General features: G+C 71.5%; 24 protein-coding genes. 11 read left to right on the forward strand and 13 right to left on the reverse strand.

The genetic code is table 11. The annotated features are described in order from the left end of the window. Positions 1-68 precede the first annotated feature (68 nt). Together ABT324_RS09905 and ABT324_RS09910 are read left to right on the forward strand one after the other, a co-directional pair. Positions 69-1,178, forward strand: a complete 1,110-nt coding sequence (locus tag ABT324_RS09905) for a PrpF domain-containing protein (protein ID WP_351174513.1) — start codon at positions 69-71, stop codon at positions 1,176-1,178. Positions 1,179-1,211: 33 nt separating this feature from the next. Then, positions 1,212-2,462, forward strand: a complete 1,251-nt coding sequence (locus tag ABT324_RS09910) for an SLC13 family permease (RefSeq protein WP_351174515.1) — start codon at positions 1,212-1,214, stop codon at positions 2,460-2,462. 78 nt (positions 2,463-2,540) lie between these two features. On the opposite strand, the gene ABT324_RS09915 is transcribed toward ABT324_RS09910, so the two are convergent. Both ABT324_RS09915 and ABT324_RS09920 read right to left on the reverse strand, forming a co-directional pair. Then, positions 2,541-3,305: a CoA-transferase subunit beta gene (locus tag ABT324_RS09915; protein ID WP_351174517.1), complete on the reverse strand. Its 765-nt coding sequence runs from the start codon at positions 3,303-3,305 to the stop codon at positions 2,541-2,543. Between the two features lie 26 nt (positions 3,306-3,331). Next, a complete protein-coding gene (locus ABT324_RS09920; RefSeq protein WP_351174519.1) occupies positions 3,332-4,303 on the reverse strand; it encodes a CoA transferase subunit A in 972 nt (323 codons plus the stop codon). A 127-nt stretch (positions 4,304-4,430) separates the two neighbouring features. Here ABT324_RS09920 and ABT324_RS09925 point away from each other — a divergent pair, with 127 nt between their 5' ends. The 5 genes from ABT324_RS09925 to ABT324_RS09945 all read left to right on the forward strand — a co-directional run bounded on the left by ABT324_RS09925 (position 4,431) and on the right by ABT324_RS09945 (position 9,631). Beyond that, a complete protein-coding gene (locus tag ABT324_RS09925) occupies positions 4,431-5,330 on the forward strand; it encodes a LysR family transcriptional regulator (protein WP_351174693.1) in 900 nt (299 codons plus the stop codon). A 153-nt stretch (positions 5,331-5,483) separates the two neighbouring features. Continuing rightward, positions 5,484-6,815 carry an MFS transporter gene (locus tag ABT324_RS09930; RefSeq protein ID WP_351174521.1) on the forward strand — a complete coding sequence of 444 codons (1,332 nt, stop codon included), beginning with the start codon at positions 5,484-5,486 and terminating at the stop codon, positions 6,813-6,815. A gap of 25 nt (positions 6,816-6,840) precedes the next feature. Beyond that, positions 6,841-7,890, forward strand: coding sequence for a cyclase family protein (locus ABT324_RS09935; protein ID WP_351174523.1), 1,050 nt, complete (start codon positions 6,841-6,843; stop codon positions 7,888-7,890). Positions 7,891-7,930: 40 nt separating this feature from the next. Beyond that, positions 7,931-9,268: a short-chain fatty acid transporter gene (locus ABT324_RS09940; protein ID WP_351174525.1), complete on the forward strand. Its 1,338-nt coding sequence runs from the start codon at positions 7,931-7,933 to the stop codon at positions 9,266-9,268. Between the two features lie 12 nt (positions 9,269-9,280). Then, the gene (locus ABT324_RS09945; protein WP_351174527.1) at positions 9,281-9,631 is read left to right on the forward strand and encodes a YciI family protein; all 351 of its coding nucleotides are present in this window, start codon (positions 9,281-9,283) and stop codon (positions 9,629-9,631) included. Here ABT324_RS09945 and rph read toward each other — a convergent pair. The 4 genes from rph to ABT324_RS09965 form a co-directional block, all read right to left on the reverse strand. Beyond that, a complete protein-coding gene (gene rph / locus ABT324_RS09950) occupies positions 9,628-12,258 on the reverse strand; it encodes a rifamycin-inactivating phosphotransferase (RefSeq protein ID WP_351174529.1) in 2,631 nt (876 codons plus the stop codon). The genes ABT324_RS09945 and rph overlap by 4 nt on opposite strands. 306 nt (positions 12,259-12,564) lie before the next feature. Next, a complete protein-coding gene (locus ABT324_RS09955) occupies positions 12,565-13,482 on the reverse strand; it encodes an RluA family pseudouridine synthase (RefSeq protein WP_351174531.1) in 918 nt (305 codons plus the stop codon). A gap of 23 nt (positions 13,483-13,505) precedes the next feature. Continuing rightward, on the reverse strand, positions 13,506-14,000 hold the full coding sequence (locus ABT324_RS09960; RefSeq protein WP_351174533.1) for a GNAT family N-acetyltransferase: 495 nt from the start codon (positions 13,998-14,000) through the stop codon (positions 13,506-13,508). A gap of 165 nt (positions 14,001-14,165) precedes the next feature. After that, positions 14,166-14,333, reverse strand: a complete 168-nt coding sequence (locus ABT324_RS09965) for a hypothetical protein (RefSeq protein WP_351174535.1) — start codon at positions 14,331-14,333, stop codon at positions 14,166-14,168. A 145-nt stretch (positions 14,334-14,478) separates the two neighbouring features. Between ABT324_RS09965 and ABT324_RS09970 the strand changes: the two genes are divergently transcribed. Both ABT324_RS09970 and ABT324_RS09975 read left to right on the forward strand, forming a co-directional pair. After that, entirely contained in the window at positions 14,479-14,652 is a 174-nt protein-coding gene (locus ABT324_RS09970; RefSeq protein ID WP_351174537.1) for a hypothetical protein, read from the forward strand. Between the two features lie 49 nt (positions 14,653-14,701). Then, complete coding sequence (locus ABT324_RS09975) at positions 14,702-14,920, forward strand: tautomerase family protein (RefSeq protein WP_351174539.1); 219 nt, start codon at positions 14,702-14,704, stop codon at positions 14,918-14,920. Positions 14,921-14,925: 5 nt separating this feature from the next. Here the strand turns inward: ABT324_RS09975 and ABT324_RS09980 are convergent, their stop codons facing one another. After that, a complete protein-coding gene (locus tag ABT324_RS09980; RefSeq protein ID WP_351174541.1) occupies positions 14,926-16,380 on the reverse strand; it encodes an MFS transporter in 1,455 nt (484 codons plus the stop codon). A gap of 31 nt (positions 16,381-16,411) precedes the next feature. Then, positions 16,412-17,659 (reverse strand): cytochrome P450, encoded by a 1,248-nt coding sequence (locus ABT324_RS09985; RefSeq protein ID WP_351174543.1) that lies wholly within the window; start codon positions 17,657-17,659, stop codon positions 16,412-16,414. A gap of 355 nt (positions 17,660-18,014) precedes the next feature. Here ABT324_RS09985 and ABT324_RS09990 point away from each other — a divergent pair, with 355 nt between their 5' ends. Beyond that, positions 18,015-18,782, forward strand: coding sequence for an IclR family transcriptional regulator (locus tag ABT324_RS09990; RefSeq protein ID WP_351174545.1), 768 nt, complete (start codon positions 18,015-18,017; stop codon positions 18,780-18,782). Positions 18,783-18,784: 2 nt separating this feature from the next. Here the strand turns inward: ABT324_RS09990 and ABT324_RS09995 are convergent, their stop codons facing one another. Together ABT324_RS09995 and ABT324_RS10000 are read right to left on the reverse strand one after the other, a co-directional pair. Continuing rightward, positions 18,785-19,210 (reverse strand): universal stress protein, encoded by a 426-nt coding sequence (locus tag ABT324_RS09995; protein WP_351174547.1) that lies wholly within the window; start codon positions 19,208-19,210, stop codon positions 18,785-18,787. Between the two features lie 16 nt (positions 19,211-19,226). After that, positions 19,227-20,057: an SDR family NAD(P)-dependent oxidoreductase gene (locus ABT324_RS10000; protein ID WP_351174549.1), complete on the reverse strand. Its 831-nt coding sequence runs from the start codon at positions 20,055-20,057 to the stop codon at positions 19,227-19,229. A gap of 275 nt (positions 20,058-20,332) precedes the next feature. On the opposite strand from ABT324_RS10000, the gene ABT324_RS10005 reads away from it, so the two are divergent. Beyond that, positions 20,333-21,502 (forward strand): S8 family peptidase, encoded by a 1,170-nt coding sequence (locus ABT324_RS10005; protein WP_351174551.1) that lies wholly within the window; start codon positions 20,333-20,335, stop codon positions 21,500-21,502. Positions 21,503-21,568: 66 nt separating this feature from the next. Here the strand turns inward: ABT324_RS10005 and ABT324_RS10010 are convergent, their stop codons facing one another. The 3 genes from ABT324_RS10010 to ABT324_RS10020 all read right to left on the reverse strand — a co-directional run bounded on the left by ABT324_RS10010 (position 21,569) and on the right by ABT324_RS10020 (position 23,692). After that, on the reverse strand, positions 21,569-21,892 hold the full coding sequence (locus ABT324_RS10010) for a hypothetical protein (protein ID WP_351174553.1): 324 nt from the start codon (positions 21,890-21,892) through the stop codon (positions 21,569-21,571). A 99-nt stretch (positions 21,893-21,991) separates the two neighbouring features. Beyond that, entirely contained in the window at positions 21,992-22,948 is a 957-nt protein-coding gene (locus ABT324_RS10015) for a phytoene/squalene synthase family protein (protein WP_351174555.1), read from the reverse strand. Between the two features lie 81 nt (positions 22,949-23,029). Next, positions 23,030-23,692, reverse strand: coding sequence for a hypothetical protein (locus ABT324_RS10020; RefSeq protein ID WP_351174557.1), 663 nt, complete (start codon positions 23,690-23,692; stop codon positions 23,030-23,032). Positions 23,693-23,965 lie beyond the last annotated feature (273 nt).

Consider the following 23,965-nt stretch of genomic DNA (forward strand, 5'->3'; position numbering starts at 1 on the left):
GAACATTGTACTGAAGTCTTCGGGTTGTCAGGGTGAACGCCAACCGACCCCCGGAGAAGGAAGTTCCAGTGCACGTACCCGCAACGCTGGTGCGCGGTGGCACCAGCAAGTGCTGGCTGTTCGACCAGTCCGCCCTGCCCGCCACAGTGGACCCCACCGCGCAGGACCTGGAAGCACTGCTGGTCAACGCCTACGGCGCGGCCGACCCGGTGCAGCTCGACGGGATCGGCGGAGCCACCCCGACCACGTCCAAGGCGGCCGTCGTCCGTGCCTCCGACGCGCCTGGCGTCGACGTCGAGTACCTGTTCGGGCAGGTCGGCATCGGTGTCCGCCGGGTCGAGTGGGGGAGCAACTGCGGCAACTGCGCCACTGCGATCGCGCTGTGGTCGGTGGCCCGCGGGCTCGTGCCGATCAGCGGCGACCGCACCCGGGTGGTCCTGCGCAACACCAACACCGGGGCCGTGCTGGAGGCCGAGGTGGACACGACCGGCGGTCGCGTCCACGAGTTCGGCACCCGGACCGTGCCCGGCACCCGCGCCGGGGGAGTGGCGGTCGGGCTGACCTTCCTGGACCCGGCCGGGCGCACCACCGGATCGGTCACCCCCACTGGCCGGGTGGTCGACGAGCTCGCCTTCGACGGGCGGTCCGCCAGGGCCACGATGGTCGACGCGGGCGCGCCGGTGGTGCTGCTCGACGCGGCCGGGATCGGCCGCAGCGCGGTGGCAGCGCTGGCCGAGGTGCGCCAGCTCGTGGCCCCGCTGCGGCAGGTCCGGCACGCCGCCGCGCTGCGGATGGGGCTGTCCGAGCCCGGTGCCGCACCCGACGATGCGGTGCCGAAGGTCGGCATCGTCGGCGCCCCCGCCGACTACCGGACCTCGCTCGGCGAGGACGTCGCCGCCGCTGACTACGACGTCTCGGTGCGCATGCTGTCGATGAACTCCCCGCACCCGGCTATCGGCCTGACCTCCGCGGTCGGGGTCGCCGTCGCCGCGCTGCTCGACGGCTCGGTGGTGCCCGCGGCAGCAGGTCCGGTGCTGCGGATCGGCACCCCGGCCGGGGTCGTCGCGGTCACCTGCCGAGAGGTCACCGGGTCCCGACCGCGCCGGGTCACCGTCGAGCGGGCCGCCCGGATCCTCTGCGAAGCCGACCTCCTGGTGCCGGACCCGCTCCCGGCCTAGCATCCGCCAGACCCCCGATCACCTAGGACGAAGATGTCTGCCGAAATGATCTCCATCGGCGCCCTCGGCGTCATGTTCATCGTGGCCACCGTGCTGCCCATCAACATCGGGATCCTCGCCTTCATCGGCGCGTTCGTCGTCGGGACCGCCTCGCTCGGGCTCTCCGAGGACGAGATCTTCGAAGGATTCCCGGTCTCGCTGTTCGTCACGATCGTCGGCGTCACCTACCTGTTCTCGGTAGCCCAGCGCAACGGCACGATCGACCTGCTGGTGCGGGCCGGGATCCGGCTGGTGCGCGGCAAGGCCGCGCTGATCCCGTGGGTGCTGTTCGCGGTCGCGGCCGTGCTGACCGCCTTCGGCACCTTCACCCCGGCCGCGGTGGCGCTGCTGGCACCGGTCGGCATGAACTTCGCCCACCGGTTCGGCATCAGCCAGCTCATGGTGGGCATGATGGTGATCAGCGGCGCGCACGCCGGTGCGTTCTCGCCGATCGCCGTCTCCGGCGCGCTGGTGCTGGGCATGGTCGACCAGACCCCGCTGGAGGTGGCGCCGTCGGCGTTGTTCCTGGCCAGCTTCGGGTTCAACTTCCTGCTGTCGCTGCTGACCTTCTTCCTGCTGGGCGGGTTCGGCCGCAAGCGCGAGCAGCTCGCCGGGGCAGGGGTGACCGAGCAGCTCGACGCGGCGCGGTTGACCTGGCGGCAGGCGCTGACGCTGGTGGCGTTGGCCGGGCTGGTGGTGGGTGCCCTGGTGTTCCACCTGGAGATCGGCTTCCTCGCGCTGCTGGCGGCCACCGTGCTCACCCTGGTCGACGTGAAGAACCAGGCCAAGGCGGTCGAGGGCATCAGCTGGTCGACGATCCTGCTGGTGGCGGGCATGGTGACCTACGTCGGGATCCTGGAGAAGGCGGGCACCGTCGACGCCGTCTCGCAGGGCGCGGCGGGGATGGGCGCACCGCTGTTCGTGGCCCTGCTGCTGTGCTTCGTGGTGGCGGTGGTGTCGGCCTTCGCCTCCTCGACGGCGATCCTGACCGCGATCATCCCGATCGCCGTGCCGCTGCTGCTGGCCAGCCACCTCAGCGCCGCCGGGCTGGTGGCCGCGCTGGCGATCTCCACGACGATCGTGGACACCTCGCCGTTCTCCACCAACGGCGCCCTGGTGCTCAGCAACGCCCGCGGCGTGGACCGCGACCGCTTCTACAAGCAGATCATCGGCTACACCGCGGGGATCGTGGGGGCCGGTCCGGTCCTGGCGTGGTGCTTCCTGGTGCTGCCGAGCGCGGTCTGAGCGGATGGGGCGGCGCTGCCCGGGAGCTCGGTCGTCGGCGAGGTCAGCCCCGCGCCGACGACCGGCGCCGGGACCGGTTCAGCGCAGGTAGACCCGGTCCGGATCGACGTCCTCGCGCAGCAGGCGGAGCTCGTCCCCGGTGGGCGGCTCGATGGTGGTGAGCTCGTCGGCCACCGCCAGCTCCCACCCGGTGGCCGCCCGGACCTGCTCGGGGGTGACCCCGGGGTGCGTGGCCACCAGGCGCAGCGGCTCGCCGACGCCGTCGCGGGCCAGGACGCCGAGATCGGTGATCACCCGGGTGACCCCCGCCCCACGCGGCCGGACCCCGTCGCGCAGCGCCCGGTCCGGGCCCGGCGAGGTGCAGAAGTCGAGCTCGGCCACCAGGGAGCGCGAATCGTGGCGGCGCATCACCACGAACACCTCGCGGGAGTTGGCCATCACCTCCACCGCCCCACCGGAACCGGGCAGCCGCACCTTCGGCGCGTGCCAGTCGCCGATCACCGAGGAGTTCAGGTTCCCCCACCGGTCGATCTGCGCGGCGCCGAGAAAGCCGACGTCGATGCGGCCGCCCTGCAGCACGTACCCGAACAGCGCGGGCATCGACAGCACCGCCTCGGAGTCGGTGATCAGCACCGAGTCCGCGATGGTCTCCGGCAGGTGCGAGGGGTGCGCGCCGCAGACCCCCGACTCGTAGACGATCTCGATGTCGGGAGCGACGGTGAGCTGCGCCAGCGACACCGCCAGGGTGGGCAGCCCGATCCCGGCGAACACGGTGCCCTTGCCCACCAGCTCGCGCGAGGCGACCGCGGCGAGCAGCTCCGACGACGTGACCGCAGCGTCCATCTCGACTCCTCCTGCGCTGGTCGGCGTCACCGCCGACGTCCGTAGTTGACCGGCTGGCTCCACGCCTCGCCGACCGCCAACCGCTCCCACGTCACCGCGCCCAGCTTGGCCAGGTACTCGCTGTGGTCGGCGGTGCCGCGGACCCACTCGTCGAGCCACCGGCGCAGCCGCTCCGGGTCCTTGCTGATGTGCGACCAGCCGCGGTAGAACTCGCCGTCGCGGTCGTAGTAGCCCTGCGCGAAGGCCGGGTGCGCGCCGCCCGGGCACTCCACCACCGCGTCCACCGCGTGCGCCGGGATGACCGTGCGGTTCGGGTCGGAGCGGATCACCTCGTCGGCCACCACCTCCTCGACCACCACGACCGCCTTCCGGGCGGCGTAGACGGCTTCGGCCTGGACCCCGGTCAGTCCCCAGATCTGGGTGTTGCCCGCCCGGTCGGCGCGCTGCGCGTGGACGATCGTGACGTCCGGGTTCAGCGGCGGCACCACGTAGACCTGCTCCTCGGCGCCGTCCGGACCGGGGTAGGGCGAGGTGACCTTGCGGATGCCGGGGTTGATCGACGGCAGGTCGCTGCCCGCGTAGGAGCGCAGCGGGTAGAACGGCAGCCGCTGCGCCCCGGCCAGGTAGCGGCAGATCATCCCGTAGTGGCTGTACTCCTCGTGCTCCAGCGGCGCGGGCTGCCCGGTCTCGATGCGGCGGCGCAGCTCGCCGAGCGAGCCGGCGGTGGAGTTGCCGACGAACGACGACACCAGCCTGCGCACGCAGCCACCGGCGATCAGCTGGTCGGTGACGATGTCGGCGGTCATCCGCGCCACCGTGAGGTCCCGGCGCCCCTGCCGGATGATCTCGTGCCCGGCCGCGGTCGGGATCAGGTGCGTGAAGCCCTCCAGCGCCACGGTCGCCCCGTCGGTGACGTGGGCGGCAATCGCCTCCCGCATCGTCGTGGTCTTGTCCGGGCTGCGGACCGGAGGTGTTGACGCGGCGACCGGGTTGGGCATCCTCGGGCTCCTCGATGTTCGGTTCGATCGGCACCAAGCTGCCACCGCCATTGATAGCTGTCCAATACTGAATTAGTGTCGGATCAAGAGCGCTAGCTGATGAATTCGCCGGATGTCGAGGTCTGCCGTGGAGCTCCGCTACCTGACCGCGTTCGTCGCCGTCGCCGAGGAACTGCACTTCGGTCGGGCGGCCAAGCGGCTGCAGATGGCGCAGCCGCCGCTGAGCCAGCAGATCCGGCAGCTGGAGCGCGAGCTCGGCGTGCAGCTCTTCGAGCGCAACACCAGGTCGGTCCGGCTGACCAGCGCGGGGGAGTCGTTGCTGGAGCCGGCCCGCGCGGTGCTCGAGGACGTCGACACCGCGGTCCGGGCGGCGAAGGCGGCGGGCCGCGGCGAGTACGGGCGGGTCACCGTCGGCTTCGCCGGGGCCTCCAGCCACGAGTCGCTGCCGCTGCTGACCCGCGCGGTGCGCGCCGCGCACCCGGGCCTGGAGCTGGTGATGCGCGGGCAGACCTACGCCAACGTCGCGCTGGCCAAGGTCGCCGACGGCTCGCTGGACCTGGGTTTCGTCCGGCTCCCGGTCCACCAGCCCGGGGTGAGCACCCGGGTGATCGAGGTCGAGGAGCTGATCTGCGCGGTGCCCACCGACCACCCGCTGGCCCAGCAGGACCGCGTCGCGATCGAGCAGCTGGCCGACGAGCCGTTCGTCAGCTTCCCGGCCAACGCCGGATCCACCCTGCGCGACGCGCTGGTCAAGGCGTGCGTGTCGGGCGGGTTCAACCCGCGGGTCGTGCAGGAAGCACCGGACTCCTACACGATCCTGGCGCTGGTGGCCGCGGGCGTCGGCGTCACCCTCACCCTGACCTCCTGCCAGCACATCCAGCAGACCGGCCTGGTCTACCGGCCGCTGGCGGGCAAGCCGACCCGCCTGCACGCGGCGCTGGCCTGGCGCACCGACAACACCTCCGCGGCGCTGCGCACCGTCCTGGAGATCGCCGAGGAGGCACTGCCCACCCCGACCGCGCTCTGACCAGGGAAGATGCCGCCGATTGAGAATGATTGAGTCTTGCTGTCGCACTGATTCTGTATTGGACAGTCTTGGTGCGAGGTGACACCGTTGCCCCGATCACACGGGAGGTGGGCGCTGGGCGCTCACCAGCACCGGAGGTTCGAGGGAGAATGCATGGGTGCGGGCAACGCGCGGGAGCAGAGCCGGACGGCCAACCGCGCCGGGGTCGGGGCCTTCATCGGCTCGACCATCGAGTGGTTCGACTTCTACATCTACGGCACGGCCTCAGCCCTGGTCTTCGACGAGGTCTTCTTCCCGGAGCTCGATGGCGCGGTGGGGACCCTGGTGGCCTTCGCGACGTTCTGGGTCGGCTTCCTGGCCCGGCCGCTCGGCGGCATCGTCTTCGGCCACGTCGGTGACCGGCTCGGCCGGAAGAAGACCCTGGTCATCACGCTGCTGATGATGGGCGTCGCGACCACCCTGATCGGCCTGCTGCCCGGCTACGCCGAGATCGGCGTGTGGGCGCCGGTCCTGCTGGTGTTCATCCGCATGGTGCAGGGCATCGGCTTGGGCGGGGAGTGGGGCGGTTCGGTCCTGATCGCCTCCGAGCACGCGCCCCGGGGCAAGTCGATCCTCTACGGTGCCTTCGCCCAGCAGGGCTCGCCGGTCGGCAACACCCTGAGCACGCTGAGCTTCCTGGCCATCAGCCAGCTGCCGGACGAGGCGTTCCTGGGCTGGGGTTGGCGCGTGCCGTTCCTGGCCTCCGCGCTGCTGGTGCTGGTGGGCCTGTTCATCCGGATGCGGGTCACCGAATCGCCCGCGATGGCCAACCTGATCGCGCGCGACCAAGTCGCCAAGCTGCCGGTCTGGGAGGTCGTGCGCTCGCACCCGGCCCTGCTGGCGCTGGGCATCGGCGCCTGCACGATCGGCCTGTCGGCCACCTACTTCAAGTCGACCTTCGCGCTGTCCTGGGCCACCAGCACCCTGGAGTTCGACCGCAGCTCGTTCCTGACCATCATCCTGGTCGCCAACATCGTGCAGATCTTCGCCCAGCCGTTCGGCGCGGTCATCGCCACCAGGATGCGCAGCTGGTCCCGCGCGGTGACAGTCATGCTGCTGCCCGAGGTGGTGCTGCTGCCGCTGATGTTCGTGCTGATCAGCACCAACAACTACGGCCTGGCGATGGTCGGTGTGGCCGTCGCGACCATCCCGCACTGCCTGTACTACGCGGCGCTGGCGGGGATGCTGGCCAGCCGGTTCCCGGCGCACGTCCGCTACACCGGCATCTCGCTGTGCTACCAGCTGTGCGGCACGATCCTCGGCGGCACCACGCCGATCGTGGGCCAGTTCCTGCTGAACCTGTCCGGTTCGATCACGGCGGTGATCGGCTACGCGATCTTCCAGGTGCTGCTGACCCTGGGCTGCATGCTGCTGCTACTGCGCCGCCCGAACCACGACGACCGCGCGCACACCGCAGGCCCGCGTGCTGCGGCCGTCCCGGCCTGATCTCGAACGGGTTGTGGAGGTAGCGATGGAGAACCCGCGTTGGGTGCGGCGCCCGGAAGGCTCCAACTGGGGCGAGTTCGGTCCTGACGACAACCTCGGACGACTCAACCTGATCACCGCGGAGAAGGTGCGGGAGGGCGTCGCCGAGGTCGTCGAAGGGCGCAGCTTCTGCCTGAGCCTGCCGCTGGACCTGCCCGGCGGGACCGCGCTGAACCCGAACCGGTTCCCGCCCGTGCTGCGCCCGAACCTGCGCGCCGGTCAGGTCAACTACAACTTCGAGGTGGCCCGCCTGCACCCCGGCCACACCGACGTGCTCTGCGACGACCTGGCCGTCCTGCACCTGCAGTACTCCACCCAGTGGGACTCCCTGGCCCACGCCGGGTCGATGTTCGACGCCGACGGCGACGGGGTCCCGGAACCGGTTTTCTACAACGGGTTCCGCGCCACCGACCACGTCCGCGGACCGTCCGGGCTGGACGATGCGGGCACCGCGTCGCTGCATGAGCGCAGCACGTCCTCGGCCGGACCGCTCGGGATCGACCACATGGCCCGCAGCGCGGTGCAGGGCCGTGCGGTGCTGATCGACCTGCGCGCGCACCTCGGCGACGGGCGGTCGCTGGTGGGCCACCGGCAGCTCGCCGAGATCATGGCCGCCGACGGGGTCGTGGTCGAGGCGGGCGACATCGTCTGCCTGCACACCGGGTTCGCCGAGCAGGTGCTGGCCATGGGCGGGGACCCGGATCCCGGAGTCCTGCACGGGTTCGGCGCCGTCCTCAACGGACGCGACCCGGAGCTGCTGGCCTGGATCACCGAATCCGGCCTGGCCGCGCTGGTCGCCGACAACTACGCGGTGGAGGCCTTCCCCGCCCCGGCGGCCCCCGCGCCCAACGCGGTGCTGCCACTGCACGAGCACTGCCTGTTCAGGCTCGGCGTGCACCTGGGCGAGCTGTGGCGGCTGACCCCGCTCGCCGAGCACCTGCGGGCCCGCGGCCGCAGCCGGTTCCTGCTCACCGCGCCGCCGCTGAACCTCCCCGGAGCGGTCGGCTCGCCGGTCACCCCGGTCGCCACCCTCTGATCACGCACCGGGAAGTCCCCGGTCGGCAAGGAAAGCACTGATGACCAAGATCGCCCACTTCTTCACCGAGCTGATGCGCCGGTACCTGCCCGACCCGTTCGTCTTCGCGATCGGGCTGACCCTGCTCACCCTGCTGCTGGCGCTGACGGTGCAGGGCAAGGGGTTCCTCGAGATCACCGAGGCGTGGGGCGACGGGTTCTGGAACCTGCTGTCGTTCACCACGCAGATGGCCGTCATCCTGGCGATGGGCTACGTGCTGGCCAGCGCGCCGGTCACCGACCGGGTGCTCGACGCCGTGGTCAGCCGGGTGCACCAGCCGCGGACCGCGGTCGCGGTGGCCACCCTGATCGGCTCCGTCGGCTCCTACCTGAACTGGGGGTTCGGCCTGGTCATCGGGGGGATCGTGGCGAAGAAGCTGGCGCTGAGGGTGCCCGGGGTGCACTACCCGCTGATCATCGCCGCCGCCTACAGCGGGTTCACCCTCTACGGCCTGGGCCTGTCGGCGACGATCCCGCTGACCATCTCCACCAGCGGCCACGCCCTGGAGAGCGCGATGGGCGTGATCTCGCTGGCCGAGACCATCTTCTCGCTGCCGATGCTGCTGACCTCGCTCGCGGTGCTGGTCACGCTGCCGGTCCTCAACGCGGTGCTGCACCCCAAGCCGGGCCAACCGGTCACGGAGATCGACCCCGCCCTGCACACCGAGCGCCCGGCCCGGGCGATGGGGCCCGAGGACTCCAGCACGACCACGGTGGCCTCCCGGTTGAACAACAGCCGGGTCCTGAGCCTGCTGATCGGTGCGTTGGGGATGGTCTACGTCGTCGTGCACTTCCTCCGCGGCGGCGCCGCCGACCTGGACCTGGTGAACTTCTTCATCCTGTTCCTGGGGATCCTGCTGCTGGGCACCCCGGCGGCCTACGTCGCCAAGCTCGGCGAGGGCATCAGGACCATCTCCGGCATCATTCTCCAGTACCCGTTCTACGCGGGCATCATGGCGATCATGGCCGCCTCCGGCCTGGTCGGCACCATCTCGCAGGTGTTCGTGGGCATCGCCACCCCGGAGACGCTCGGGTTCTGGGGCCTGATCAGCTCGTTCGTCATCAACTTCTTCGCGCCCTCGGGCGGCGGGCACTGGGTGGTCCAGGGCCCGTTCATGGTGGACGCGGCAAACGCGATCGGTGCTCCGATGCCGGACGTGGCGATGTCGGTGATGCTCGGCAACGCCTGGAACGACCTCGTGCAACCCTTCTGGATCCTGCCCGCGCTGGCGCTGTCCCGCCTGCGGCTCAAGGACGTCATGGGCTACACGGTGATCATGATGTTCTGGGTGGGCGCGATCTACACCGCGGCGATCCTGCTGTGGGGATTCCTCGGCTGACCGGGAGGGCACGTGCCGTACTTCGTCGAAACCTTCGACAAGCCGAACCACCAGCAGGTGCGGCTGGACAACCGACCGGCGCACCTGGCGTTCCTGGAGGAGCACAAGGACCTGCTGCTGGCTTGCGGGGCCAAGCTCGCCGACGACGAGGACACCGCATCCGGCGGCGTCTACCTGCTCGACGTCGAAACCCGAGCGGAGGCCGAGGACTTCATCGCGCGGGACCCGTTCACCCGCGCCGGGCTGTTCGCCGCCGTCGAGGTCACCCGCTGGCGCAAGGCCTACCTGGCCGGTCAGGGCTACCTGCAGCCGCCCGCGCCTGGCCGGGACTCGCCCGGCCAGGCGCGCCGCAGCGGGGACTAGGACAGGATCTCGACGTAGCCGCTGGTCCCGTTCACCCGGATGCGCTGCCCGTCCTGGATCAGCCTGGTGGCACCCGGCACGCCCACCACGGTCGGCAGGCCGTACTCGCGGGCGATCACCGCTCCGTGGGTCATCATGCCGCCGACCTCGGTCACCAGGCCCTGGATCGTGACGAACACCGGTGACCAGCTGGGATCGGTGTAGGCGGTGACCAGGATGTCGCCCGCTTCGAGATCGGCGCCGGTCATCTCCAGCACGACGCGGGCGCGCCCCTCGACGGTCCCGGTGGAGACCGGGAGGCCGAGCAGTGCGCCGTCGGGCGCGTCGTCGCGGCGGTAGGACCCGGTGACGGCCTCGCCGTCCGAGGTGAGCACCCGGGGCGGGGTGAGTGCCTGGTGGGTGCGGAACTCCGCCCGGCGCCGCTCGATGAGCTGGTGGTTCACCTCCCCGGTGCGCGCCACCTCGTGGAGTTCCTGGAACCTCAGGTAGAAGATGTCCTCCACCGCGCCGAGCACCCCGGCCCGCACCAGGCGCTCGGCTTCTCCCAGCAGGGCCCGCTTGTAGATGGCGTAGCGGCTGATCATGCCGTACTTGGGGTACTCCCGGTAGCCGATGAAGGTGCGCAGGCGGTCGATCACCGCCTTGGTCTCGTCGGCCTTGCGCGCACCGTCCGGCAGTGCCCGCAAGCGCTCCAGCAGCTCCTGTTCCTTCTGCCGGGCTTCCCGCTCGCCCTGCTCGAACAGCCGTCGGCTGGCGCCCGCCTCGAAGTTCTCGACGTTGCCGAGGATCACGGGTACCAGCGCGCTGGGGCGCTCGCTCCAGCGCGGTCGGGTGATGTCGATCTCGCCGACGCAGCGCATCCCGTACTGGTCGAGGTAGCCGCGGATCGCCTCCCGCGCCTCGCGCCCGCCCGCGAGCGCGGGCAGCTCGTCGAGGAAGCCGTCGTCGGTGACCTCGCGGAGGAAGGCGATGACCTCCGGGTGCGGGCGGATCGCGTCGGCGACGTCCAGGAGCGCGAGGCCCATCTCCGAGGTGACGTTGTGCGGGACGGACTGAGTGAGCGTGTCGGCCGCGTTGTCCTCGCCGAGCCACTCGCGCATCCGGTCGTTGAGCCACCACGTGGCGTCCATCCCCACCATGGTCGCCTGGCGGCTGCCCGGTGCGAACAGCTGCCGCCGCAGCTCCTGGAAGTCCGCCAGGACGAAGTCGAACAGGTCCGCGCCGCGGTGCGCCTGGATGTCGCGCTCGACGGAGGCCAGGGACGCCTGGTTGCTCGCGATCAGCTCGTCGACGATCGCCGGGTCGGTCTCGACCTGCTCGGGGGGAGCGACCACCGGCGGCAGGTCGGCACCGTTCGCGGGCGGGAGGAAGTCACCGCGGTCGACCACGGTCTGCATCGCGTCCCGCATCAGCGGGTCGGACTTGCCCATCAGCTCCAGGAACTCCTCGCGGGTGCGCTGCGACGAGGTCAGGCGCTCGGTGACGTCGACGAACAGCCGCCCACCCGCCTCGGCCATGGGGCGCGGCGTGGTCAGCTGCCAGACCGACAGCCCCAGCGGCTTCATCGCGTCGGTCATCATCTGCTGGTGGCCGACGGAGAGGTAGACCCGATTGCCGGGTTCCTCGGTGGGCGGGATGGGGAACAGCGTCGTGATCGGCCTGCTCTGCACGACCTGGAAGTCGCCGTCGGCCAGGCACCACTCGATGTCCTGGGGTTGGCCGAAGTGCGCCTCGATCCGCCGCCCCAGCTGCGCCAACCGCACCACCTGCGCATCGGTCAGCGTCGGCTGCTGCTGCACCTCGGCGCCGAGCGCCTCCTGCCGCGTCCCGCCTCCCGGTGCGGGCTGGATGGCCAGCTGCTTGGTGGCGACCGCCTTGTGGACGACCTCGCCGTCCCGCACCTGGTAGACGTCGGCGTTCACCAGCCCGGCGACGAGCGCCTCACCGAGGCCGAAGCTCGCCTCCACGTTGGTGACCTCCCGGTGCCCCGTGACGGGGTCGGCGGTGAACAGGACACCGGAGACCGCTGGCGAGACCATCCGCTGCACGACCACGGCCATCCGGACCTCGCGGTGGTCAAAACCGTTCCGCAGCCGGTAGGTCACGGCCCGTTCGGTGAACAGCGACGCCCAGCACGACTTGATGTGCTCGAGGACTGCCTCGGGTCCCACCACGTTCAGGTACGAGTCCTGCTGGCCCGCGAAGGACGCAGTCGGCAGGTCCTCGGCCGTCGCGCTGGACCGCACGGCACAGGGGGTGTTCTCGCCCAGCTCGGCCAGCGGGCGGGTGAGCGCCGCCGCCAGGTCGTCGGGGATGGCGAGTCCGCTGACGACGCCGCGGATCTCCGCGCTCAGCGCACCAATCGCGTCCTGGTCGTCCGGGTCCAGTTTCGACAGTTGGTCGAGCAGGTCCTCCAAGGACGGTGCGTCCGCCACGACCCGCCGGAACGCCTCGGTCGTCACGCAGTAGCCAGGCGGCACGTCGATACCCTCGATCCGCGAGAGCTCCCCGAGGTGCGCACCCTTCCCACCCACGATCGGGAGCTGGCCCTGATCGACCTCCTGGAATCCGAGCACGTAGCGACCGGGCGAGAACGACGTCGCCGCATTGCTGTCGGTATCAACCACTGCTTCTCCCTCGTGCGTCGCTCGCGGTCGGGGCAGGGCCCGGACGAGCGCGAAGACTTCGATCAACGAAAAGGACATCCGGCCGGAGTGCTACGCAACTCGGCGTCCCCACGCGCCGACGATTCCGGTGCTTCCTGGCTTCGGCGGGAGATTCTGCGGTATGACCCGGGTCTTGCGGCAAGCCCCCCACTGCGCTATACGTTGAGAATGGGAGGGAGCGGATAGCGGATTCCCACTCCCGTCCTCCTGCTCCAGTCCAGTGCGGACGGACAGCGCCTCCCGACCGACCAGGTGCCTCGTCGGCCGCTACCCGGGGTGGAGCCAGGCGTCGAGGGTGCGGTGGGACTCGAAACGGCGCTGCTGCCCGGTGACCGGGTCGGTGAACTCCAGGACCTTGGCCAGCAGCTGCAGCGGGTTGCTGAAGTCGTCGGCGGCGCGTTCGCGGACCACCGGGTACAGGTCGTCGCCGACGATCGGGATGCCCAGGCTGTTCAGGTGCACGCGCAGCTGGTGGGTGCGGCCGGTGCGGGGGAGCAGCCGGTAGCGGCCCAGCCCACCGCGGTGCTCGACGAGTTCGACGCGGGTTTCGCTGTTGGGCTCACCGGGGACCTCCTCGGCGGCCAGCACGCCGCGCTGCTTGTGGATCCGGCTGCGCACTGTGCGGGGCAGCTGCAGCTCGGGGTCGAAACCGGCGATGGCCTCGTACTCCTTGCGCACCTCCCGGTCGTGGAACAGCGTCTGGTACGCGCCGCGGTGCCGCGGGGTGATCACGAACATGACCAGCCCAGCGGTCAGCCGGTCCAGCCGGTGAGCCGGGCTGAGCTCCGGGAGGTCGAGGTCGCGGCGCAGCCGGACCAGCGCGGTCTCCGCGACGTGGCCACCGCGCGGGGTGGTGGCCAGGAAGTGCGGTTTGTCCACCACCAGCAGGTGCTCGTCGCGGTGCACCACGTCGATCGGGAACGGGACCGGGACCTCCACCGGCAGGTCCCGGTGGAACCAGATGAACGCGCCGGGGACGAACGGGGCGTCGAGGGCGATCGGGCCGTCGGTGCCGACGACGCGTCCGTCGGCGAGCATGGCGTCGATGCGGTCCGGTGCGAGCTTCTGGATCCGGTCGACGAGGTGGTCCCGGACGGTGCGCCAGGGCCCGTCGAGGGGCAGTCGCATCCGGACCGGGTCCACGCCGTGCCGCTGCGGCAGCGGCGAGGTGAGCTTGCGTCGCATCGCGCCACCAGCGTAGCTGGTGGTCACAGGGCGAGCTTGAGGCCCTCGTGGGAGGCGGTGAAGCCGAGCCGCTGGTAGAACCGGTGCGCGTCGCTCCGCTGCTTGTCGGTGGTCAGCTGCACCAGGGCGCACCCGCGGCGGCGGGCCTCATCGATGGCCCACCTGATCATCTCGCCGCCGAGGCCGTTGCTGCGGTGGCGCTCGTGCACCCGCACTGCCTCGATCTGGGCGCGCAGCGCGCCGCGCCGGGCAAGGCCGGGGATGAACGTCAGCTGCATGGTCGCCACGACCTCGTCACCGGTGGTGGCCACCAGCAGCAGGTGCGCGGGGTCGGCGTCGATGGCCGCGAACGCGGTCCGGTACGGCGCCAGGTCGGTGGTCGATTCCCGGGTCACCCCGAGCTGGTCGGCGGCGAGCAGTTCGACGACGGCCTCCAGCTCGGCCGCGCTCGCCCGGCGCAGCTGGTAGGTGACCGGTCCGACGGGAAGCGTGGCCAGCACGTGCAAAGATCCCTCCACAGTGGACTTCCTGGGTGTGGTGCCGCGCACGGTTCGAGGAGGCCCGGGGCCGTGGTGGTGCGGCGTGCTCGCGGGAGCTGCCAGGCGGGGGTGCCGACGACGGCGGCGTGCCGAGCGGTGGTCGCGAGCTCCCGCCAGCGTAGCCCGTGGCCCGGTCCGGCTGCCTCAGCCGAGCAACTTGGCGAAGAACCAGCCGATCCTGCTGACCTTGCGGACCCGCGGGTTGCCGGCGACCCCGTGGACCTCCCACTGCTGCCCGCAGACGTCGCAGCGCCAGAGGCCCATCTGGCTGGTGTCGGGTTCGCAGGGATGCCCTCGGCGCCCTCGTCGCATGCCTTGATCACACCACAACGGAGCCCCGCCGTGGGGTGCCCCGCATCGGGCGGATCGGGTGAAACCGTGACTTTTGGCCTTACCGAGCGTGCACGATCGCGCCGTACCGTCGTCGGCGGTGAATCGTTCGGGGAGGGGCTTGCAGGTGACGGTGCGAGAACTGGTCGACCAGATGGAGCGGCGCTGGGAAGAGCTGATGACCCTGCGCGCCAGTCCGGACATGTACGGCAGCGAAGCCCTCGACGGCCAGCTGGCCGAGCTGGAGCTCTGGCTGCTGCGCATGCAGCGCCTGACGGTGGCCGGGGTGCGGGCCGCATGACCGGAGTCCGGATCAGCGCGTGATCGCGCCCAGTCGGGGGAGCTGTCCGATGCCGTTCGTCGACATCAAGGTGATCGCCGGGGTGTTCAGCGACGAGGAGAAGCGACGCCTGGTCGAGGGTGTCTCCGAGGCGGTCATCGCGGTCGAAGGCGAAGCGCTGCGACCGGTGACGCACGTCGTGATCACCGAGACGCCCAGCGGAGGGTGGGCGATCGGGGGCACGGCCCACACCGCCGAAGAGGTTCGGGCGAAGCGGGCCGCGGGCTGACGCCCTCACCGCCGATCCTGGTGGCAGGTGCAGGGGTCCTGGCACGCGTGGTTGAGGCCCGGCAGGGGGTAGGTGTCCACGCGCTCCGCGCGCCCGATGGTGAGCCAGGACAGCACCCCGCCGACAGCGCACAGCGCAGCCGAGATCAACAACGCCCGGCCGAAGCCGGGCCCCAGCGGTTCGCCCGCCCCGGTGCGGGAGAGGCCGGCGACCACCGGCAGCACCGCCACCGCGAGCAGCCCCGCCAACCGGGACACCGCGTTGTTCACCCCGGAGGCCAGCCCGGCGTTGTCCTCGTTCACCGAGGCCAGCACGGCTGAGGTCAGCGGGGCGACGGTGAGCGACAGGCCCAGGCCGAACACCAGCACCCCCGGCAGCACGCCGGTCAGGTAGGTGCTGCCGGGAACCGCCCAGGTCAACAGGGCGAGACCGGCCGCGCAGGTGATCGGACCCACCGTCATCGGCAACCGCGGGCCGGTGCGCTGCGCGACCGCGCCCACCCGGCTGGACAGCAGCAGCATGATGATGGTGATCGGCAACGTCGCGATGCCCGCTGCGAGCGCGCTGTAGCCCATCGACTGCTGCAGCTGCAAGGACAGCAGGAACAGGGCCCCGCTCAGCGCCGCGTAGACGGCCAGCGTCGTGAGGTTGGCCCCGGTGAACTGCGCGGAGCGGAACAGCGACAGCGGCAGCAGCGGGTTCGGGTGGCGCAGCTCGATGAGCGGGAAGGCCACCAGGCCCGCCGCCCCGATGACGGCGGCCGCGGTGGTCAGCGGGGTCCAGCCCACGGACGGGATCTCGATCAGCGCGACCACCGCCCCGGCCAGCCCGGCGGTGACCGCGATCGCGCCGAAGACGTCCAAGCGCCCCGCGGCCTGCGGGTTCCGGGTCTCGGGGACGTGCCGCAGCGCCAGCAGGGCGGCCGCCGCGATCGGGATGTTGATGTAGAACACCCAGCGCCAGGAAACCGCGTCCACCAGCCAGCCACCCAGGAAGGGCCCGATCGCCGAGGACACCCCGGTCAGCCCCGCCCACCGGCCGACCGCCTCGCCGCGGTCGGCCTGCCGGATGGTCGAGTTGATCAACGCCAGGCTCCCCGGCACCAGCAACGCCCCACCGACGCCCTGCACCAACCGCGCCACGACCAGTGCCTCACCGGTCGGGGCCAGCCCACACGCCAGCGATGCGGCGGTGAACAGCACCAGCCCGACCACGTACACCCGGCGGCGGCCGTAGCGGTCCCCGAGCGCACCGCCGAGCAGCAGCAGCGCGCTGAGCGTGAGCAGGTAGGCGTCGAGCACCCACTGCAGGACGCTGAGCTGCCCGCCGACCTCGCGGCCGATCGCGGGCAGCGCGACGTTGACCACCGAACCGTCCAGGAACGCCACCCCGGACCCCAGGATCGTGGCGACGAGGATCCAGCGGCCGGACCGCGAGCGCAGCGGCGCAGCAGTGCTCATCGCCCGACCATAGGCCGAGGGACCGACCGGGTCAGCGCGGGACGGGTGCGAAGGACAGCGGCAGGTGCTTGATGCCGTTGATGAAGTTCGACACCAGGTGCCGCACCGGCCCACTCAACTGCAGGTCGCGCATCCGCCACAGCGCCTCGCGGTAGAAGGCGCGCAGCTGCAAGCGGGCGAAGTGCGCGCCCAGGCACACGTGCGGGCCGTCACCGAAGGCGACGTGGGCACCGGGGGAGCGGCGGATGTCGAAGCGGTGCGGGTCGGGGAACTGCCGGTCGTCGAAGTGCGCCGAGCAGTGGAACACCACGACCTTGTCCCCGGCGCGGATCCGCTGCCCGCCCAGTTCGGCCTCGGTGGCGGCGGTGCGGCGGAAGCTGAGCACCGGCGGGTGGAAGCGCAACGTCTCCTCCACCGCGGAGTCGAGCAGCTCCGGCTCCGCCAGCAGCAGCCGGTGCTGGTCGGGGTGCTGGGCGAAGGCGAGCACCCCGCCGGGCAGCGCGCTGCGCACCGTGTCGTTGCCCGCCACCGAGAGCAGGAAGAAGAACATCTCCAGTTCGGCGTCGGCGAGTTCGGCGTGGGCCAGCGCGGTCATCACGTCGTCCGCCGGGTTGCGCCGCTTGAACGCCGCGAGGTCCTGGGCGAAGGCGAACATGTCCGCGAGCATGGCCGGGGAGCGCGGGTTCATCGGCTTGCCGTCGGCGTCCAGCGTGACCTCGGAGTGCTCGGGGTCCTGGTAGCCGATCACCCGGTTGGTCCATTCCAGCAGCATCCCGCGGTCGGCCTCCGGCACCCCGAGCAGGTCCGCGAGGTTGCGCAGCGGGTAGTCGTCGGTCACCTCCACCGGCAGGTCGCAGCTGCCGCGCTCGACGACACCGTCGACCAGCAACCGCGCCCGCTCGGCCACCGCCTCGCGGAACCGGTCGACGCGCCGCGGTGTGAACGCCCGGCTGACCAGCCGCCGCAGCCGCCCGTGCTCGGGCGGGTCGAGGTTGAGCATCATGCGCCGGATGAACGGCAGGTCCGCCGGGTCGGGGTCGCGGATCTGGGTGGCGCCCAGCCAGGAGGAGTAGGTGTCGGCGGACTTCAGCACCGCGACCACGTCCGAGTACCGGGTCACCGCCCAGAACCCGGGGCCGCCGGGCCAGTCGCCGACCTCGCGCTCCTGCTGCCAGCTCACCGGCGCGTGCTCGCGTAGCCAGGCGAAGTCCTCGTGCGGCACACCGGCGGCGTACCTGCGCGGGTCGAACACGTCCGGGGCCTGGGTGGGCGCTGCCATCGCGACTCCTTCGCCGGTAACAGTCCGGCCACCACTCTTCAACGCCACGCGCCGGGCGTCAACGCCCGACTAGGGAGTCCACAGTGGACTTGGTCGCCGGCGCGGCGAGCCGGTACTGCGCGCCTCCAGGAAGATTTGCTGCTGGTGGCCAGGGTGTCCTCGGCGGGAAGGTCCTGGGACCGCAGGGGCTCCCGCGCCCGGCGCACTTGTCCGCTCGTCGGGGTACCGGACGAAGGCCGAGAAATCGTATGGCGGAGCGTGGACCGCCCTGGCGGAACCGCCGTTCCGCGGCCGGTATCGGGTACGATGTTCGAAATACCGGTCACGTCGGAACGGCGGGGGAGGAGCACCAGCGGTGGCACGAGCGGTACCTGCGGTGGAACGGGCATTCGACGTCCTGGAGCTGTTCCTGGACACCCACGAGCTCAGCGCACCGGAGATCACCGCGCAGCTCGGCCTGCCGCGCACCACGGTGCACGAGCTGGTCGGCACCCTCAGCGAACGCGGCTACCTGATGCCCGCCGGGCGGGGCAGCAACAAGTTCCGCCTCGGGGTGCGCGGCTTCCAGCTCGGTTCGGCCTACGCCGAGCGCCTCGACCTGGCGCGGGAGGGCCAGCTGGTCGCGGAGGAGGTCGCCGAGCGCTGCCAGGAGACGGTGCACGTCGGCGTTCGCGAGGAGACCGAGGTGCTCTACGTGGCCAAGGTCGACAGCAGCCACCCGGTCCGCATGGTCTCCGCGGTGGGACGGCGGCTGCCCGCACACTGCACCGCGGTCGGCAAGGCGCTGCTGGCCGCGCTGTCCAGTGCCGAAGTCGACGAGCTCTACGGCAGGGGCCGCCTCAAGGCGATGACCGAGCACAGCATCACCACCCGCAAGGCGCTGCGCGCCGAACTAGACCGGATCGCGGCGGACGGGGTGGCGCGCGAGCACTGCGAGTCCAACGAAGCGGTGGCGTGCGTGGCCGCGCCGGTGCGCGACCACACCGCGCAGGTGGTGGCCGCGATCAGCATTGCGGTGCCGATCCTGCGGTGGAACGAGGAGACCGAAGCGGCCCTGAGCGAGCTGATCCGAGACGGGGCGGCCACCCTGTCCGAACGCCTCGGCCACGCCCCACGGGACTGAGCTCAGTGCCGGACGATGACCACCGGGCACTTGGCGTGCACGGCGCAGCGCTGGCTCACTGAACCGAGCAACGCTCCGTAGAAGCTGCCGTGCCCTCGGCTGCCGACCACCAGCAGCTCAGCCCCGTCGGAGGCGTCCAGCAGCGCTTGGGCGGCGTGCCCGTGGACGAGCTCGCGCTCGATCGGCACCGTCGGGAGGTCTTCGCGCTGGATCTGCTCGACGGTGTCGTCCAGGGCCTTGCGCGCGGCGTCCTCGAAGTCGTCCGGCGGCATCGGGCCGCCCTCCCAGCTGTAGAACGCCGGGAACTCCCAGGAACCGACCGCGTGCACGGTGGCACCGCTCAGCGCGGCCTGCCTGACCGCCCACCGCAACGCGCACTTCGACGGGTCCGACCCGTCCACGCCGACGACGATCTTGCGTTCGCTCATGGCACCAGCCCTCCGGTCAGCTTGGGGACTGCTCGACGAGCTTGTCGGACAGCTCGCGCAACCGGGCCCGGGCCTGCTCGTCGTAAGCCTGCTCGAGTGCCCGGCAGACTCGGGTCCCATGGAAGTACGAACCGGTGATCTCGTCCAGTCCGGGGTCGTTGACCAGGTGCAACACGGCTTCGGCGCCCTCGGCCACGGTGCTCACCGGGCTCACCCCGGCCTCCCGGACCATCGCGGTGTTCATGTAGGTCGCGGGGTGCACCGCGTTGGCGGTCACCCCGCTCCCGGCCAGTTGCGCGGCCAGGTCGAAGGTGAACATGATCTGCGCGAGCTTGCTCTGCGCGTAGGCGCGGGCACCCAGGTAGTCGTGCGAGAGCATTGGGTCGTCGAAGTCGATCGGGTGCTGACCGGCCGAAGCCACGTTGATCACCCGGGCGGGTGCCGAGGCGACCAGCAGGGGCAGCAGCAACCGGGTCAGGTGGTAGCCCGCGAGGTAGTTCACGGCGAAGCGCAGCTCCACGCCGTCCGCGCTGAACTCGCGCCCGGCACCCGGCGGACCGGAACCGGTGCCCGCGTTGTTCACCAGCACGTTCAGCCGGTCGGTGCACCGGCGGACGTCTCCGGCCAGCCGCTCGACCTGCCGCAGCTCGGCGAGATCGGCTACCACCGCGGCGTGCTCCGCTCCCGAGGTCGCTGGGAGCTCCGCCCGGACCTGCTCGGTTCGTCCGGCGTCGCGACCGTGCACGAGCACCCGGGAGCCGGAGCTGGCGACCCGGTGCGCGAGGGCCCGGCCGAGGCCGTTGGTCGCGCCGGTGATGAGGACGGTTCGCTGCTCGGGATCGCGCACTGTGGACTCCTCGCCTCGCCGATTACCCCCAGTGTGCGCTGCCGCCGCCGCACCGCGCCTGCGCGTGGTGCGGGCGAACCCCCGTCCGGGGCATCCCGAAGGTGTCATGTTCTGCGGAAACCTCGGTGGAAGCCCGGCGTCGCAGTACGGGGAGTGCAGGCCTTACCCGGGTGGGTGCTTGTAACTCAACGTAGCGCGCGATACACCTGGGAAAGCTGTGGCGAATCTGGCAACGCTGTGGCGAGCCACCCAACCTACCGCCGAGGTGAGCGACCATGACCACCAGCGAGCAGAACTCCACCGGGCGCTATCTGGTGCTGCTTGAGGACAACGCGACCATCATCGGGACCCGCGAGCTGTCCCGCCTGACCGGCATCAGATGCGCCAACACTGCCGACGCGGCTGGTGCGGCGCCTGGTGAGCTCTTCCGCAGCGCGGGCGGAATAGTGCTGCACGACCTCGGCGTCGCGCTGATCAGCGCCGACGACGACCAGTTCGGCTCGCTGCGGCGGGCGACGGGCGAGCGCGGGCCGATCGCGGCGATCGAGGCCGAGCGCAAGGTGTTCGCCATCGGTGAGCCGTCGACCTCCGCCGAGGACGGCGAGTTCACCTGGGGCCTGCAGTCGGTGCGCGCCGACCGCAGCCAGCCCACCGGCAAGGACGTGCGGGTCGCGGTGCTCGACACCGGGCTCGACCTCAAGCACCCGGACTTCGCCAACCGCGACATCGTCACCGGGTCCTTCGTCGAGGGCCAGGACGTCCAGGACGGCCACGGCCACGGCACGCACGTGATCGGCACCTCCTGCGGGCCGCGGACCTCAGCCGAGGGCCCCGGCTACGGCATCGCCTCGGAGGCCAGCATCTACGCGGGCAAGGTGCTCGGCGACGACGGCTCGGGCACCGACGGCGGCATCCTGTCCGGCATCCAGTGGGCGATCTCCAACGGCTGCGCGGTGGTGTCGATGTCGCTCGGCGCGGCCACCGAACCCGGTGCGCCGTACTCCGACGCCTTCGAGAAGGTCGCGCAGCGGGCGATGGAGCGCGGCACGCTGATCATCGCCGCCGCGGGCAACGAGAGCCAGCGGTCGGCCGGCACCATCGCCCCGGTCGGGCACCCGGCGAACTGCCCGTCGATCATGGCCATCGGCGCGGTGGACAGCCAGCTGCAGATCGCCGACTTCTCCTCCGGCACGGTCGACGAGATCGGCCAGGTCGACCTGGTCGGCCCCGGCGTGGACGTCTACTCCAGCTGGCCGGGCGCGGAGCGCTACCGCAAGCTCAGCGGCACCAGCATGGCCACCCCGCACGTCTCCGGCGTGGCCGCGCTGTACGCCCAGCAGCACGCGGAGCGGGCGTGGGGCCTGTGGGCGCGGTTGTCCCAGGCAGCCCTCCGCCTGCCGCTGCCGGCCACCGACGTGGGCGCGGGGCTGGTCCTGGCACCCTGATCGGACGAGATGCGGGCTGCCTCCGGGAATCGCCCCGGAGACAGCCCGCGGCACGTCCCGCGCTGGTCATTCTCCGTCGTAAATGGCCTGCGCGGCGACCTTCGTGCAGTTCCCGAGGTCCTCAGCGGCCGCGGCAGCCTGGTCGAGCGCGACGTGCACCGCGGATGGCTCGGTGGTGTTGGGCTTCTTGCACGCCGAGGCCAGCCCGTCCAACTGCCGGGCGAGCCGCGCGCTGGTCGCGGTGATCACCAGCAGCGCCTCCCGTGCCTCGTCCATCGCCTCCGGCGAGGCGGCGAGCTCGCGGGCGCTGCGCTCCAACCGGCGGCCGGCCTGCTCGATCAGGTCGAAAGTGCTGTCCACGTCCCGCCAGCCCGGCGTTCCGCTGCTCATCTGGTCGCGCTCCCCACAGCGTTGGTGTTCGGTCCGGTGCACCGAACCGGTGAAGGCCTCACACCGATGGGCTACCCGAGCGGCATGATCGACATGCCTTCACGAACGCCGCAGGCGCGCTGCGGCCACCGCGCCGACCGCTGCCGCGGCCACGCCGAACCGCCGAGGTCCGGACACCGCCACCCGGCGGCGGAACACGTCGTAACCGGACGCCACGATGCAGTCCAGGATCTCGCCGTAGAGCGTGAAAGCGGTGCGCACGCAGGGGCGCGAGCGGGCGGTGAGGAGCGCGATGCCGGGCTCCGCGGTCCGGTAGAGCGCGCGGGTGCGCGCCACCTGGTCGGCGAAGGCTTGCCGCACGCGGCGGTCGGGACGCCCGGCGCGGCGGCACCACACGAGCCGCTCGCGGTCCACGCCGAAGGCGGCCAGCTCCTCCAGGGGCAGGTACACCCGTCCGCGGTCGAGGTCCTCGCCGACGTCGCGCAGGAAGTTGGTCAGCTGGAAGGCCCCGCCCAGCGTGGCGGCGTAGGGCGCGGCCTCCGCGGTCGGCGACACCGTCCCGAACACCGGGAGCAGCTGGAGTCCGATCACCGCGGCTGATCCGTGCACGTAGGCCTCCAGCGCGGCGCGGGTGGGGTAGTCGCGGACGGTCAGGTCCATCCGCATCGAGGCCATGAAGTCGGTGAACAACGCCGGGTCGATGTCGTGGCGCGTCGCGGTGTCGACCAGCGCGGCGATGATCGGGTGCCGACTGCACCCGGTGCGCAGTCCGGCGCGCAGCTCGCCGTCCAGCCGGTCGACCTCCCGCTGGCGCTCGAGCACTGTGCGCGTCCCCGTCTCGTCGACGATGTCGTCGACCCACCGCGCGAACCCGTAGAGCGCGTGCACCGCGGGGCGCTGCGCCGGGGCCAGCAGGCGCGTGGCCAGGAAGTAGGTGCGGCCGTGCTGGGCGTTGAGCGCCCGGCACCGCTGGTAGGCGGCGCGCAGGTGTGGCGGGATGTGGGCGGCGTCGAGCTCGCGGCGCGCTGCCGCCGACGACTTGGAGCCCGTTCCCATACCGGAAATCTCAGCACACGGTTCGCGCAGGTGTGCGCACGGTGGCCGCTCGCGGTGAACCCCGTCACGTCCGAGGTCCGATTAGGACGGTGGGGTGCGGCCGGGCTCGGCCAGCCCGCTCTCCGCGAGGGCTTCGTCCAGCCCGTCGAGCAGCACCACCCCGAGGGTGTTCGCGACCGACCTGGTCGACAGGTCGGTCCGCAACCGCTGCGCCAGCGCCCGCACCCGCTCCGGGTCCGGCTGCTCCTGGCGGGTCGCCTCGCACAGCCGCTGGGCGGTCGACTCGATCGCCACGGTGTCGCCGTAGCGCGCGTGGACCGTCGGCAGCGTCAGCAGCACTACCTTGGCGACCCGGTTCAGCCCGGAGCAGTCGATCCGGCGCGGTGCCGACTCGACCGCCGAGCGAGCCTGCGGCACCACCGCGTCAGCGGGGGTGTCCAGCACGGCCACCGACTGCGACCGGGCCCAGGACGTGATGTCGCCGCCGTGCCGACCGACGCAGATCAGCCCGGACCCGGTGAGCCCGGCCCGGGTGGGCGTGCCCAGCTGCCCGACCCCGCTGGTGGCGATCAGTTCGCGCTCGCGCAGCTCCTCCAGCACGTCGGCCAGCTCGGTCCACGACGGCTGGACAGCGGCGGCCTCGGCCGCCGGGCTGTCGAAGAAGTCCACGACCTCCGGCCGGAACCGGTGGTCCTCGTACAGGTACCGGAGGAAGGCACGAGCTATCGACTCAAGCCGTGACACAACCGCCTCCAAAGGATCTCGTCCGCGATGCCTGGGCGAGAGCGGGGGAGGACCGCAGGGCTGTCGAACCGGCGACCGGCGTGCTCACGTCGCCCCGGAGGTGCTCCCACTGCCCCAGTTCAGCGGATCCACCTCGGCGACCGCCGGGCCCCGAACGGCCACAACGCACCGAAGCCTAAGCGGCTCGGCGGTGAGATCGCAGGGGACTTTTGTCACCCACACGCTGATTACCCCGGTGCCGGCACGCCGACGTCGTGGCGGCTGGGACGCGTG

The sequence above is a fragment of the Saccharopolyspora sp. NPDC000359 genome, assembly GCF_040300525.1.
In the GTDB taxonomy this organism is placed as follows: Bacteria; Actinomycetota; Actinomycetes; order Mycobacteriales; family Pseudonocardiaceae; genus Saccharopolyspora.